Annotated in this window: 11 protein-coding genes; 7 read left to right on the forward strand and 4 right to left on the reverse strand. The window is 41.8% G+C overall.

The window, feature by feature from the left end; all coding sequences use genetic code 11:
* Positions 1–36: 36 nt before the first annotated feature.
* The 6 genes from IGI49_RS12290 (at position 37) to IGI49_RS12315 (ending at position 8,215) form a co-directional block, all read left to right on the forward strand.
* Positions 37–2,415: a glycyl radical protein gene (locus tag IGI49_RS12290; protein WP_429964709.1), complete on the forward strand. Its 2,379-nt coding sequence runs from the start codon at positions 37–39 to the stop codon at positions 2,413–2,415.
* 23 nt (positions 2,416–2,438) lie between these two features.
* Complete coding sequence (locus IGI49_RS12295) at positions 2,439–3,239, forward strand: glycyl-radical enzyme activating protein (RefSeq protein WP_429964710.1); 801 nt, start codon at positions 2,439–2,441, stop codon at positions 3,237–3,239.
* 42 nt (positions 3,240–3,281) lie between these two features.
* Positions 3,282–4,667, forward strand: a complete 1,386-nt coding sequence (locus IGI49_RS12300; RefSeq protein WP_429964711.1) for an MFS transporter — start codon at positions 3,282–3,284, stop codon at positions 4,665–4,667.
* 58 nt (positions 4,668–4,725) lie between these two features.
* Positions 4,726–5,532, forward strand: coding sequence for a pyrroline-5-carboxylate reductase family protein (locus IGI49_RS12305; RefSeq protein ID WP_429964712.1), 807 nt, complete (start codon positions 4,726–4,728; stop codon positions 5,530–5,532).
* Between the two features lie 205 nt (positions 5,533–5,737).
* Entirely contained in the window at positions 5,738–7,348 is a 1,611-nt protein-coding gene (locus IGI49_RS12310) for a BCCT family transporter (RefSeq protein WP_429964713.1), read from the forward strand.
* Positions 7,349–7,552: 204 nt separating this feature from the next.
* Entirely contained in the window at positions 7,553–8,215 is a 663-nt protein-coding gene (locus tag IGI49_RS12315; protein ID WP_429964714.1) for an alpha/beta fold hydrolase, read from the forward strand.
* Positions 8,216–8,262: 47 nt separating this feature from the next.
* Here the strand turns inward: IGI49_RS12315 and IGI49_RS12320 are convergent, their stop codons facing one another.
* Genes IGI49_RS12320 through IGI49_RS12330 form a run of 3 tightly spaced genes read right to left on the reverse strand, consistent with a single transcriptional unit; the run spans position 8,263 to position 11,672 of the window.
* On the reverse strand, positions 8,263–8,727 hold the full coding sequence (locus IGI49_RS12320) for a PTS sugar transporter subunit IIA (RefSeq protein ID WP_429964715.1): 465 nt from the start codon (positions 8,725–8,727) through the stop codon (positions 8,263–8,265).
* On the reverse strand, positions 8,720–10,105 hold the full coding sequence (locus tag IGI49_RS12325; protein ID WP_429964716.1) for a class-II fumarase/aspartase family protein: 1,386 nt from the start codon (positions 10,103–10,105) through the stop codon (positions 8,720–8,722). Before IGI49_RS12325 ends, IGI49_RS12320 begins: the two co-directional genes overlap by 8 nt.
* A gap of 10 nt (positions 10,106–10,115) precedes the next feature.
* The gene (locus tag IGI49_RS12330) at positions 10,116–11,672 is read right to left on the reverse strand and encodes a PTS transporter subunit EIIC (RefSeq protein WP_429964717.1); all 1,557 of its coding nucleotides are present in this window, start codon (positions 11,670–11,672) and stop codon (positions 10,116–10,118) included.
* Positions 11,673–11,812: 140 nt separating this feature from the next.
* Between IGI49_RS12330 and IGI49_RS12335 the strand changes: the two genes are divergently transcribed.
* On the forward strand, positions 11,813–13,354 hold the full coding sequence (locus tag IGI49_RS12335; protein WP_429964718.1) for a hypothetical protein: 1,542 nt from the start codon (positions 11,813–11,815) through the stop codon (positions 13,352–13,354).
* Positions 13,355–13,686: 332 nt separating this feature from the next.
* Here the strand turns inward: IGI49_RS12335 and IGI49_RS12340 are convergent, their stop codons facing one another.
* On the reverse strand, positions 13,687–14,802 hold the full coding sequence (locus IGI49_RS12340; protein WP_429964719.1) for an SLC13 family permease: 1,116 nt from the start codon (positions 14,800–14,802) through the stop codon (positions 13,687–13,689).
* Positions 14,803–14,857: the final 55 nt, after the last annotated feature.

A 14,857-nucleotide genomic window follows, 5' to 3' on the forward strand; every position in this document is an offset into this window, starting at 1 on the left:
ACCTAAGGAAAAAAACAATAAAAAGGAGTTTTAACCGTGAGTAATTATATGGATCGGATCGATCGACTGCGGGAACGCTATTTAAATACACGAGTGGACATGGATGTCTACAATGCCAAGTACTTAACAGAAGGCTTCAAGGAAACAGAAGGTCAGCCTTGGATTATTCAAAAGGCGACAGGCTACTTACATCAATGCCAGAAGAAAAATATTTATATTTTAGACGACGAGCTATTGGTCGGCGGTGCTGGCTTCAAACCACGGGCCGGAATTTTATGTGCAGACAGTTCATGTTCCATTTTGGATCGGGAACTGGATACCATCAGTACCCGAGAATTTGACCCGTTTTATCTTAGCGAAGAAGGCAAAAAGGTCTTTAAAGAAGAAGTTTCTGATTACTGGAAAAACCGTTGTGTCTTAGATCGTTGGCAAGCGATGGCTCCTGATGACATGAAATTATTGCGAGATAACGGCATGATCTACATCGACCGTAAAGCTGTTCGCGGGTACGGCGAAACAACTCCTGCCTGGGACTTGATTCTCTCTGAAGGAATTGGCGGCATTCGCGAAAAAGCGGTGGCGGCTTTAGCCAAGCTAGACGATGCCAAGGTTGGCGATTTAGAAAAAATGCAATTCTTAAAAGCAGAAATTATTGTCTGCGACGGGATTATCACCTTAGCTAATCGTCATGCAGATTTAGCTGAGTTGATGGCTTCAGATTGTGAAGACCCTATTCGTAAGGCTGAATTAGAAAAAATTGCGGCAGTTTGCCGTCGTGTACCCGAGCATCCAGCATCTTCTTATCATGAAGCTTTGCAAAGCATTTTATTTTATGAATACGCGATTTACATGGAGCAAAATGCTTCATCTTATAACTTAGGACGGATCGATCAATACTTGTACCCTTACTTCAGAGCCGATATCGACAACGGAGTAATAACCAAAGACGAAGCGCAGGAATTATTGGACTGCTTATGGATCAAGATCGCTGAATTAAGCCTATTCCAAGACGAAGTGACTGCACAATTTGCAGCTGGGTATTGCGTGACCATTCAAGTTACTGCTGGTGGTATTGATCAATACGGTAATGATGCGGTAAATGAATTATCTTACATGGTCATTCAAGCAACCATGGATGTGAAGTTAAAAGAACCAAACATGTCTGTCCGTTACAGCATTGCGAAAAATCCAGATTCCTTCCTGCAAAAAGCCTGCGAAGCCAACCGGATGGGTCTTACCATGCCAGCTGTTTATCATGACGACGCTGGTATTCGTATGATGTTGAATAAAGGTGTGCCATTGAGCGAAGCATGGGACTGGAACCCCTGCGGTTGTGTAGAAACTAACCTTTCTGGCCGGATGAAGCAATACACTGACATGGCCGATGTGAATATGGGCGGTATTATCGAAATGGCGTTAAACGACGGAGTTAGTCGTAAAACAGGAGCACGCGTTTCGGTTTCAACGGGGGATGCGAAAAGCTTTAAGACCTTTGATGATTTCTTTGAAGCCGTTAAAGCCCATATTCGCTATTTCGTTGATGTAATTGTTTCAGGAAATCAATTACTGGACTATCTGAGCATGAGCTATCGCCCAGTTCCTGTTCTATCACTAGGATTCCCTGACTGTTTAGAATCAGCAACTGACTACAGCATGGGCGGCGCAAAATACAACTGCGGCGGCGGTGTTATCACGGTTGGTCAAGCTGACATCATCAATTCCTTAGCAGCGGTTCGCAATCTGGTCTTTGATGAAAAGAAAGTTTCCATGGACGAGTTGTGCCAAGCACTAGCAGCAAACTTTGAAGGCTACGAAGAAATTCAAGAGTTGTGCCTAGAAGCTCCTAAGTACGGAAACGACGACGAACGTGCTGACTGGATCGTAGGCGAAGTCTTCACCTATGTTGTCGACGAATTTGAAAAATACGATACAAAATTTGGCAAAATGACCACTGGCATGCTGCCGGTATCAGGAAATACGCCAATTGGGGCTTGGGTGGGTGCCTTACCTTCCGGCCGTAAAGCATGGACACCATTAACGGATGGGATTGGTGCAACTGGCGGAACCGATAAAAACGGTCCTTCCGCTTTGCTGAAATCGGTGAGTCATATTCCACATGCTCGTTACACGCAGGGAACTCAGTTAAACATGAAGCTGGAACCATCGATTTTAGAAGGGCAACGGGGCATTTCACACATGATGAACTTGCTGAAAACGTTGTGTACCTTAGATGTTTACCACGTGCAGTTTAATGTAGTGGACCGAGAAGTTCTAATCGATGCACAAAAGCATCCTGAAAATCACCGGGGATTATTAATCCGTGTAGCAGGCTATACTGCCTTTTACATTGAACTTGGAAAAGAGGTCCAAGACGAAATTATCGGCCGGACAGCTATTGGCGGTTGGGTTAGCTAAATTTATTTTAAGGGGACATCATCATGATTGAACAACTAGCAGGAAAAAGGACTAAAGAACAGGCAAGCACAACCGGAATGGTGTTGCGAATCGAACGCGGATCAGTTTATGACGGCGACGGCTTTCGTACAGTTGTCTTTCTTAAAGGATGTCCGCTGCGTTGTCTCTGGTGCTCTACCCCAGAAAGCCAATCATTTAAAGTTGAGCACGCACAAAATTGTACCTATGGTCAAGTGATGTCCGTTGAAGATGTCATGAAGGAAATCCGCAAAGACTCCTGCTGCTACTTCCATTCCGGTGGCGGCTTGACCATTTCCGGCGGCGAGATACTTTCTCAGCCAGATTTTTCTCGTGAATTGTTAAAAGCAGCCTGGGAAGAATGCATCAACACAGCAATTGAAACCACCTTTTATGCACCTTGGGAGGCTGTCAGCTCCCTTATGCCTTATGTCGATACCGCTTTTGTTGACTTAAAAATGTTCTCAAAAGAAGGACATAAAAAATACATCGGCGGCGACAACAGCCGGATTTTTGATAATCTGCTGAAAACCAATGAGCTGGAACACCAATTTCGCCTGATCGTGCGTATTCCAATTATTCCGGGAATCAACGATTCAGATGAAGAATTGAAAGGTATCGGTAGCTTTTGTACTAAGCTGAAGCATCTTCACCATGTTCAACTGCTTCCGTATCATCGATTGGGGACTGAAACCTACAAACGCTTAGGCCGCACCTATCCCTTAGCTGATTTGATGCCGCCATCTGCTGAGCATATGACGCATTGCCTATCGATCCTGCGAAACTATGTAGATACTGTCTTGTAACAAGCGCTCGTTGGAAAATCAAGTAATCAATAGGAGGACACTATGAACACCAATGAAGTAACAATGGATGCAGTACCTTTTAATAAGTACCATCTCAAATTAATCGCCTACTGTTCGGGCTGCCCGCTGGTAACTGGCTATGTGATTGGATCAGTAACCATCGCTTTATCAGTAATGGGCACACAAATCTCAATGACACCGGTTATGTCTGGCTTGATTGGGATGGGCACACTGCTCGGCATGGTTTTCGGAAGTATCATCGGTGGTTACCTAACCGATTTAATCGGGCGCAAAAAAATCTACATGTATGATTTCATATTTTTAACAGTCGCTGCTCTTTTGCAATTTTTTATCACTAACTCTATGCAGGCCTTTATCCTGCGCCTGGTTTTAGGATTAGGGGTTGGAGCAACCTTCTCCATCGCTGGCCCTTATCTAGCTGAATTCGCACCGCAAAAAAATCGTGGGAATGTTGTCGGCTTCTTAAACGCTTTATGGTTTATCGGCTACGCATTATCAAATGTCGTCTGCTACCTCATGTTACCGCTGGGAGATGGGGCTTGGCGTTGGATGCTGATCAGCAGTGCACTATTAACTTTTGGCTGGTCAGTCGCTATTCGCAATATGCCTGAATCACCTCGTTGGTTGACTAATAAAGGGCGCGGCGATGAAGTACCAGCGATTTTGGCTAAGCTCGGCGATAATGTCATTTTGGACTGCGATCCCACCATCGAACCAGAAAAATCTTCCTTTACAGATATTTTCAAAAACGGCTATGGCAAATGGGTTTTCTTCGTGGCTGCTTTCTGGACAATGCAAATCATTCCCGTCTTCGCGATTGGCACTTACCTGCCGACGATTATGGAACAAATGGGTTTTGCTGACGGTAATCTGCAGTATTTAGGTTCTGCAATTATCAACTGCTTATATTTGATTGGTTTGGTTCCAATTTTCTTGTACATGGATAAAGCCGGCCGACGCCCAACCTTAATTGCTTCATTCTTAATTTGTACAATTGCCTTAACTGTTCTTGGTTTTACAGCTAATACCAATTTGCCGTTCTGGATGGTATTGGGATTGTTCGTCATGTTTGGTGCTTCCAATACAGCAGGCGGCTCTCACGAATTCGTTTATCCTAACGAGCTCTTCCCTACGCAGATCCGAGCGACTGCCGTTGGCTTTGTTACCGGATTGACCCGAATATTATCAGCTGTTTCGACATTCTTTACACCCGTCGTTTTAGAAAACTTAGGACTGCAAACCTCTTTATATATTTGTGCTGGGATTTCAGTGGCAGGATTAATCCTGTCGATTGTGATGGCTCCTGAAACCAAGGACATGAACTTAAGCGACGCAGCCAGCATGAACAATTTATCAAAAAGAAACAAAGAAGTTGTTACACCGATTGTAAAAGATATTACACAATAATTTGGGGATTATTGGGAGCTGGTTCTCCCACTATTTATAAAGAAGGGATGATTTATGTATGGGAACAAAAGTTGGATGTATTGGTGGAGGAAATATTGTCAGAGCCATTCTATCAGGAACAGCTTTGAGTAAAAACTACCAAGCAAATGAAATTGGAATTTTTGATATCAATGCCGATGTTTTAGCAGACTATCGTTCAAAAGGATATCAAACCTATGACTCTATTGAAGAATTAGTGGAGAACTCCGAAGTTGTAGTGGTGGCCGTCTTGCCGCAAATCATTCGTTCCATTATGCCGCAGGTCAAACCCGTTTATTCAGATAAAAACGTGTTTATTACCTTAGCCGCTGGTATTAGTACTGAATGGTTCAGCGAAAACTTAGGAGAAGATGCCAAGGTTGTTCAATGCGTACCAACGCTAACCGCTCAGGTTGGAATGGGGGCTTACGCAGTCGCACGCGGAAAAGCCTTAACTGAGGAAGACTATCAAAAAGCTTACCGCTTCTTAACTAGCAGCGGAATTGTTGAAGAAATGCCCACGGATCTGATTGATGACATCATTCCATTTGGCGGCGCAGCTCCTGCGTACTTCTATCATATTGCTGATGTGATCGTCAAAGAAGCAGTCAGCATGGGGATCGACGGCAACACAGCTTTACAAATCTTTGCTCAAACAATGAAGGGCAGTGCTGAAATGCTGATGACTTCAGAGGAGAGTCCAAAAGATTTAGAGAAAAAATTATTGCTGCCAGGCGCAGCTACCCTTGCTGCCATCAACAAAATGGTTGAACTAGGCTTTGACGATACTTGGTCTGAAGGAATCAAAGCGTGTGTCGCTCAAGCGAAAAACTTGGGTAAATTATAATTCATTTTTTCCACTTTTTTTAAGACAAAATCGGATATACTAATAGGTGCAAGGTTTCGCAAAGCGTTGCCTTGCACTTTTAAGCAATTATCCCTTCTTTAAGCTAGGTTGAAAAGAGCACTGCATATCAAAGTACTGTCCACATCCTCAACTCTGTCTATTCGCTCATGTGAAATAAAATACAAGAAATTGAAATGAGGTACATATGGATAAGAAACCTAAATACACATTATACAAGGTAGCCTTTTTCCCAGCGATGGCCATTTTGCTAGTCGAAATTATTTTCGGCATTTTCTTTCAGGAGCAGTTCGGTTCTCTGCTAAACAATGCCATCTATTTTGTCGGTGACAACTTTGGCTGGTTTATCAACACTTTGTCAGTGGTCTCCATCTTCACTGCATTAGCGTTCATCCTGTTCAAATTTGGCGACATCAAAATTGGCGGGCCAGATGCCAAGCCCGATTTCAAATTTCATAACTGGTGCTTCATGGCTATCTGCGGCGGTATCGGCTGCGGTGTTCTATTTTGGGCACTAGGGGAGCCAATGTTCCACTTTATGACTCCGCCTGTATCTGCTGGAGTGGAAGCCGGTTCAAGAGGAGCGGCAATTTTTGCTGTCAGTCAAGCGATGTTTGATTGGACCTTTGTTCAATATTGTCTCTATGCTTTATGTGGCGTCGTCTTTGCACTGATCTCCTACAATTTAAAAATGAATCTTTCCTTTGGTTCCTTAATTGAGTGTACCTTCAAGCGTCGCATCCCATGGTTAAATGCACTCGTTCACATCATCGCTATCTTTTGTCTTGCTAGTGCTGTTTCCAATTCGATGGGGGCAGGTTTGCTGCAATTAGGAGCTGGCTTTGAAAGTATTTTTAACATTCAGCAAGGACCCTTGATTTGGTTGATTCTAGCTGTTGGAGTAGGTATGTTTTTCATTTTAACTTGTATTGCCGGCATGTCGAAGGGCTTAAAAAACCTATCCAATATCACCATGGCCATTTTTGCCTGCCTGCTGGTTTATATCCTGTTTGCTGGCGATGCTCAGTTTATTGGCAAAATAAGTACTGAATCAGTTGGTTATATGTTTGACAATTTCTTCACCATGATCACCCGCAACAATACCTTAGCACCTCAAGATCAATGGGCCAATGAGTGGAGCATTACTATTTGGAATTCTTTCTTTATCTATGCGCCTGTCATCGGTATGTTTCTGGCGCGCATGGCTAAGGGACGAACGGTTCGTCAATTTTTGCTGGTTAATATCCTAGTGCCATCGATCTTCTGTATTGTTTGGATTGGTGTATTTGGCGGAATGGCCATGCACGTTCAAACCTCTGGACAGCTGGATATTTGGGAAATGATTCATACAAGCGGCATGCAAACCACTGTTTATCAAGTATTGACTACCTTGCCTTTTGGACAGATTGCCATCTTTATTTTTCTGATCGCCGTCATCTGTTCCTTCTGTACTTTAGCGGATCCCATGTGCTCAGTTTTGTCCTCACTGTGTGTCTGCACAATGCAAATTGATGATGAACCACCCAAAAATATTAAGATTTTGATGGGAGTAATTGTTACATCTATCGCTTACCTGCTGGTTTCTTCTGGAGGCATGGACTCAGTGAAGGGGTTGCTGAACATCGGAGGTATTCTCATGACTATTCCAACTGCTTGGTGCTTCATTGAGCTCTTCCGCCAGTCTTCTTACTTGTTGACCTTGAAGGGCAATATGCCTCCTGAAAAACAGAGCAATGAGGAAAAAAAGATAAAAAGCACCCTCGTGGAAAATAAAATAATTAATGAAGAAAGCATCTAATTAAATAGTACGGCTAACAGGCCTAAGCTGAATCAAGAAGACACTTCTCAATTCAGCTTAGGCTTCTTACGATTTTCGTCAACTCTCATGTTTACCATACAGCAAGTCCGGTAAAACTCTGCTGCTACTTTTTTGATCCTATTCCTTTTCCTGAAAAATTCCTCTATAATTGAATCCAGCGACACCTCAGAAAGGAGCCTCCACATGCAGATTCAAATAAACGGCATCTCCCTTTTCTACCAAGTAAGCGGCAGCGGCGAACCGATGCTTTTGCTCCACGGAAATGGTGAAGATCATCAAATATTTACTGAACTAGCCGCAAAGCTTTCCGAACACTATACACTCTATGCGATTGACAGCCGCAATCATGGACAAAGTCAGAAAACCGAGAATTATGCTTATGAAACGATGGTTGAGGATATCTACAGCTTCATTAAGGAGTTGGATTTAGGTCAAGTGAATTTAGTTGGCTTTAGTGATGGAGCAATTATTGGATTGATGTTGGCCATGAAGGACCCAACGATAATTAAGAAGCTGGCCCTGCTGGGAGTTAATCTGAAGCCAGAAGATTTTACTGAAGAAAGCTATCAATTTGTAAAAGAAACCTATGAAGAAACTAAAGACCCGCTCTTCAAATTAATGCTGGAACAGCCCAATATTGAATTAGAGGAGGTTCGTACAGTCCACACGCCAACTCTACTGGTAAGAGCTGATGATGATATTTTCAAACCAGAAACCTATATCAATTTATTGGCAACTTTACCAAATGCGACCTTGAAAATTATGAATGGTCACGACCATGCCAGCTATATTATCAATCAGGATTTGCTTTATCCTCATTTAATAGATTTCTTTGACAACAATTAAGGGTGAAGAGCCTCTCTGCTAGAATTTCAACAGAGAGGCTCTTATTTTTATAGATTTCCAATCACAGCCTTGGTTGCATTTATTCCTGTTTGAACCTTAAAAGGTTGATTTGCCAAATTAGTAAAAATTACCATGGTCGTCGTCGGTTTCTGTTTCTGACGTAAATGCTCCAAATCCACTTTAGCCAATTGCGTATCTGCAGTCACAGCATCCCCCTCTGCTACCAGAATGTCAAAGCCTTCCCCATTTAAAGCAACCGTGTCAATGCCGATATGAATCAATAATTCCAATCCATCATCTGTCACTAAACCAATTGCATGCTTCGTAGGAAAAATAGAAGTTACCTTGCCGGTCATCGGGGCGTAGATAGCGCCATCTAATGGCTCTACTGCAAAACCGTCTCCCATTGCCTTGGAAGCAAAGACTGGATCGCTAACTGCTCCAATTGCAATCACTTCACCATTTACCGGACAATAGATTTCTCTTTTATTTTTCTTGAATCTCTTAAACATAAACCTTCTCCTTGCTTTTAGCTTTGTATTGCTGAATCACTGCTGCGGCTTGATTCACCATCTGGCGAGCTAGCTGGGCAGATAGTCCAGTATAATTACTCGGCTGCAGCAGCTCTTCAATTACTTTCTCAGAAAAGAAACTGCGGATCAACTCATTGCCTAACAACAGCTCTCGATAGCTTGTATTAGTCAGCTCAGCTTCAATCGCCAGCTCGTAAATCAGCTCGTGAGCTTGATCTTTACCAATATGCGGTGCAAGCTGCATCATGATATATTCACTATTGTCTAAGCCTTGATTCAACGCTGCATTGGCCTTCATCCGTTCTTCATTGATAGTCAAAGTACGGGATAATTCTTCGGCTCGCATTAGAATTTCCGTCATCAGCTCTAATGCCTGATCCATTACACCATCAAACAACATATTAGAGGTGCTATCTGCTTCAAAAGGCCGGGCAGACGAACAATAGGCTACGGTAGAAAGAGAATACAGCATTTGTGCATTGGCAATTATCCCCTTCGACAGTTTAGGATTGATTTTGTGAGGCATCGTGCTGCTGCCGACCGTTCCATTAGTAAATCCTTCTGCTACTTCACCGAACTCTTCAATAGAAGTTTGGAAAACCTCTTCGGCAACCTTATGAAGATTATTTGCCAGCAGCTGAAGCGTATTAATATACTCAATTTTTGGTGAACTGATCGTACGTGACGGAATCAGCATTGGCTCAAGGCCCAAAATTTCTGCTACTCGTTTTTGGACAGCAATACCGACCTCACCTGTAGAATTAAAGGCCCCTACTGCTCCTCCCATCATCGCGGTGAAAACACGTTTTTCGACTTCCTGCATCCGTTCCAAAGACATCAGCAATTCAGAAATCCAAACAGATACCTTATAACCATAAGTAATGGGAATCGCATGTTTTCCGTGGGTTCTGCCAGCCATTACCGTATCGGCATGCTTTTCCGCTAAGTTGCTTAGATTTCCCACAATCTCAACCACATAGGCGAGAAATTTTTGATGAATTTTTTTCATTAATACATTCTGTGCAGTCTGCTGGATATTTTGCGTTGTCGCTCCATAATGGATATATTTTCCACTTTCTTCATCACAGGCCATTACGAAAACTTTTAAAAAAGGAACAAAGCCATGTCCAACTCTTTGATAGATTTCATCCATCTTTTCTAGGTCAATATTTTCAATTCGCGCCTTAGAATTAATTTGCTCAGCAGCTTCTTTTGGAATAACCCCTAACTCTCCTTGAGCTTGGGCCAGCGCCGCTTCCACCTGAAGCCACGCCTGATATTTTTCTTCTTGACTAAACAATTGCTTGATTCCCTTATCATCTAGGGTTTTACTTTTTGAATCGTAGAGTGCTCTCATCAACAGTCACCTATCCTTTTTTCAACGCTTCGTCTACAGCATTTCTGACGAATTCAACATACGGTCCAAAAACAACATGAATATGATTTTCCTGTGGGAAGAAAACCCCAGAGGTACCTGAATTTTTCAACTCCTCCACATTCACCTTGGATTGATCAACCAAGTCAATTCGTAAACGAGACACACAATTGTCAACATTTTTAATATTGGTTTTGCCGCCAAGTGCGGGCAGCACAATACCGGCGATTTCATCAAATTTCTTCTCAGCTAACAAGGTGTTGTCCTTCAGTCCTTTTTCTCGACCCAAGGTTTCTAGATTAAATTTCTTAATAGCAAATTTAAAGACAAAGTAGAAGACCACAAAGTTGATGACTCCTAAAATAATCAAATTGATCCAGTTAGTATTCTCATACATCAAGCCAAAAATTCCAAAGTCAAAAATCGTTCCGCGGATATAACCGATTCCGATATTTAAGAAATTCAACGGAATCGCCATCACGCCGCACAACAACGCATAAACTGCGAACAGCTGCGGTGCAATAAATAGGAAGGAGAATTCTAGCGGTTCCGTAATATTCCCTAGAAAAGCCGTCAATACAACGGTCAGAATTGCCCCTTTAGCAATCTTTTTGTTGTCAGCAAACGCTGTGTGATACATAGCCAATCCAATCGCTGGTACGCGGAACAGCGTGGTCAGCATTTGACCTGTGGCTAAATATTTAAACAAATCAGGTGCCAGACTCCACGCCGGATTATCGGGTCCAAGATCAAACAAGACTTTATTGGCAGCATTTAAAATTCCGATGTACTGCTGACCATCAATCATATACACCCCACCTGCTTCAGTAAAACGAACAATCGAGGCTAACACATGATGCAAACCAAAAGGGATCAACGCACGATGCGCTACCCAGTAGGCACCCACCCCAAACACATCATTCATAAAGATTGGTGAGATCATAATCAGGAATTTTGTGAACAACCCCCAAATAACCGGAATAACAAAACCCAACGGAATCATGAAGAAAAACGTCGCAATCGGTACAAATTTCTTGCCGCCGAAAAAGGCAAAAGCCAAAGGCAGCTGGGTTTTATAAAATTTATCGGTACACTTGGCTGCAACCAAGCCGGCAATAATCCCGCCAGCTGCATCCAGCTTCAAGGTTTGAACGCCTAAAACCATTCCCTGACCAACGGCTGCCATATTTTCAGCATCAGCTAACGCGCCTGTTAAAGTCAGATAAACATTTACAACAACCAATAGTGTCACATAGCCTAACACAGCTGAAAAAATTGCAATCCCTTTGTCCACTTTTGACATTCCATACGCGACACCCATCGCAAACAGCAACGGAATATTTTCAAAAACAACACTGGTTATGGTTTTTAAACTATTAATAACGGCTTGTACTGCAGGATCTCCTAAAAAAGCAACCTGCTCAATCATATAACTTTGCGATAAGGCATTGGTTAATCCCATTACCATTCCGATTGGTGCCATTACCGCAATCGGCAGCAGCAAGGATCGGCCAAACTTTTGAATCCCCTTCTTCATCTGATCTTTCATTTTCTTTTCCTCCTCAGGTATTTCCTTTACAAACATAGTGTAAGCGGTAACCGATTATGCAACAAGGTCATCATCTGATTCTAGTTTTTTTCAAGAATTGACCATGCTATACTGGCAGTGACGACAAAGGAGGTCCAACTATGACCATTAACTCATTTGATTTATATTTGGCCAATCGTATCCAAGAAAAGCAGCGTATGACTATTGATCAACTGGTAAAAAAATTAGAACGTTCACCTGCTACTATTCGGCGATCCGTTCAATCTATCAATGAGTATTTACCAAAAGAGGATCAATTTCTGATTACTGATTCGACAGTAGTCAGCCAGCTTAGCTACCATACCTTAATTCAGTTTATTCAATCCCTGGAGCTGATGGACTTTGCTGCCAGTGTCGAAGAACGCTTTGAGTACTTCCTAACCTTGAGTATTTTGTATCCTTCAGTCAATCTTTCCAATCTTTACGAAAAAATCCAGGTTAGTCAGTCCACTAAGAAAAAGGACCGCATCTTTTTTAAAGAGACCTTGGACAAACACGGCTTGCAATTAGAAGCCTTACGGGGAAAAGGAACCACAATTGTTGGTGATGAGCTGGCTTTCCGTATTTTAGTGACCAAAATTTTAAGCAAGACAATTGAAATCAACGCTCAAAGCGAAATTATCCCAAGACAGGCGAATACGCCGCTGCAAAATCTTATTTTCGCAGAAGCTCAAAAACTTTGGCAGGATAACGCTAGTCCCTTAACAACTTTCCTAAAGGAGCAGCAGCTTCAATTTAATTATACAGCAACAAAATTTTTGTTTACTTACACTTACTTGAGCACTGAGCGATTAACTAGAGAGCACACCATTGAAGAAATACACGAATTTATCGTTGCTCCGCCGGTTTATCACTTTTTCCAAACCCAGCTGGAGGATCAAGCCTTCAGCTGGGTGTTAGCCAGCTTGGACAATGATGAGCAAGCGATTTGCCAGACCAATTCCTTTATTCATCAGCTTGCTACTCAATTGGCAGACTATGTAGAAGAACGTATTTTGACTACCTTTTACACAAAAGAAAGTCTGATTCAGGAGCTGGAGCATTATTTATCCAAATGTCTTTTTCGCAACCGCTTGAATTTTGATTTTTATGACAATAAATTAGACGATGTGAAGCTGGAATTCTCTTTTTTGTTTCAATTAGTAGAATACTTTTACGAAACCCAACTGGCTGCCAGCTTCCGTCTGGATGAGCACCAGCTGAGTACACTGACTCTATTGTTTAGGGAACATGTACTAAAAAATAAGATTGCGGGACGCAACCGAAAGAAAATCATGATTGTCACTAATTCGGCCAAAGAAAAAAGTGATTTCTTCGCCCAGCAGCTCAGCTACTATTTTGATACAGAAGTAGTTGGGTATCTAAATTTACATGAAATCCATCGATTAAGTGCATTCAAATTTGATCATTTAATTACCTTTTCTAATCGGATTTCTTCCATTCTCACTGAGAGCAGCTACCCTAATATCAAATTGAATTACTATCTTCACGAAGAGGACCGGAAATATCTAATGAAGCTGAATTTTTCACTGAACTCCCAGCGAAAGCTGATCAGCGAAGATTTTGCCAAAGAAATTAGCACTGTACCTTCTGAAAAGCTGAAAGATTTCTTGCAAAAATACTACTCTGATTTCTTCGTGTAGACTCAACAAGAGCTGCGATCCTTTTTTTGATCGCAGCTCTTGTTTTGCTTGAAACGAAAAAAAACACTCCTGAAAAATTCAGGAATGCTGCCTAGACTATTGTTTTGCTTTCAGCTGTTTTCTAGCAAAAATGGTGAACACCGATAACTAAGACTTCGGCTAGGCATGCTGGGATAAATAATCCAAACCTACAGGATAGACCTCAACCATAAAGAAAGAAAAAGCACCAAGGTATACGCCGATTGTGTAGAGTACAACAGAAAGGCTGTCAGTAAAACAAAGACAAACAATTTATTTTTGAAAAATTCACAGGTTATCATTGCCTCTTTAATTTAGCCGCCAATCCGATACCATAAATAAAAAAATACGATAAAGGCTGCTAAAAAAACTAGATTAATTAACGTGAACAGCTGAAACAGCCGTTTCTTCTCTTTGGGAAAATAGCTCACGAATACTTTGTAACCAATTAAATTGGCTAAAGAAGCCAGCAAAGTACCCAACCCACCAATATTTGTCCCTAAAATCAACGCACTGCCCTGATCCGTAAAAGGAGCCAGCAGCAAGGCTGCCGGAACATTGCTGATGAACTGGCTAAGTACCGCTGAACTAAGCAATACTGATAAAAAATTACCCATCGTTTGTTGGATTACTGCAATAAAAGCAGGGACTTCACTAAGATTCCCAACAATCAAAAAGAAGAACACAAAGGTACCTAACAGGCGATAGTCAATCTCTTTTAATGCACCCTTATCCGCAATAAACGTTAAACCAACTGCAATTACTACAGCTGCTTCGTAAGGAAGAACATGTAAAACCGATAAAATCATCACCAGCATAGCTGCAATTGGCAGCACCAAATTTTTCATATTCAATGATGGATTATTTTCCACTTTAATCATTAATCGTTCAGCTGGAATAAACTGACAGGCCAACACGAGCGCTGCAACCGAAAGACAGAAAAAAGGCAGCATTAAGACACAGAAGTCAATGAAGCTCAGCTGATAATGTTCAAATAAATATAGATTTTGTGGATTGCCAAAAGGCAGACAGCTGCTGCCTAGATTGGCGGCAACAATAAGTAACGTACTCCCAGCAATTTTTGCCTTAAATTGCGGTGTCTTTTGCACAATCTTCAAAAATACCGGCAGCAGAGTCAAAATCGCAATGTCATTAGTTAAAATCATGGAGGAGAAAAAAGCCAAAAAGGTCAAATTTCGGATCAAGCTTCGATTGGTATCAGACATCCGAATCAGTTTTTCAGCAAAATAATCCAATACACCTAGACGTTCAAAAACCTTTATGACCCCCATCAAACCTAGAAGTGTAAAGATTACATGAAAGTCAATAAAACCCGCTGATCCTCTTCCAATTAAACAAGCCGCCAGCGCCAACAAACCCGAAAGCGTGAAAAGCAGATCCTTCTTCAAAAAATTATGTATTCTCGTCATTTATCCACCTAAACATTCTCATTTTAGTTACAGCTCTATCATTAATAATAGTTAT

It is taken from the genome of Enterococcus sp. AZ071, assembly GCF_050499065.1.
Taxonomy (GTDB): Bacteria; Bacillota; Bacilli; order Lactobacillales; family Enterococcaceae; genus Enterococcus_A; species Enterococcus_A ferrettii.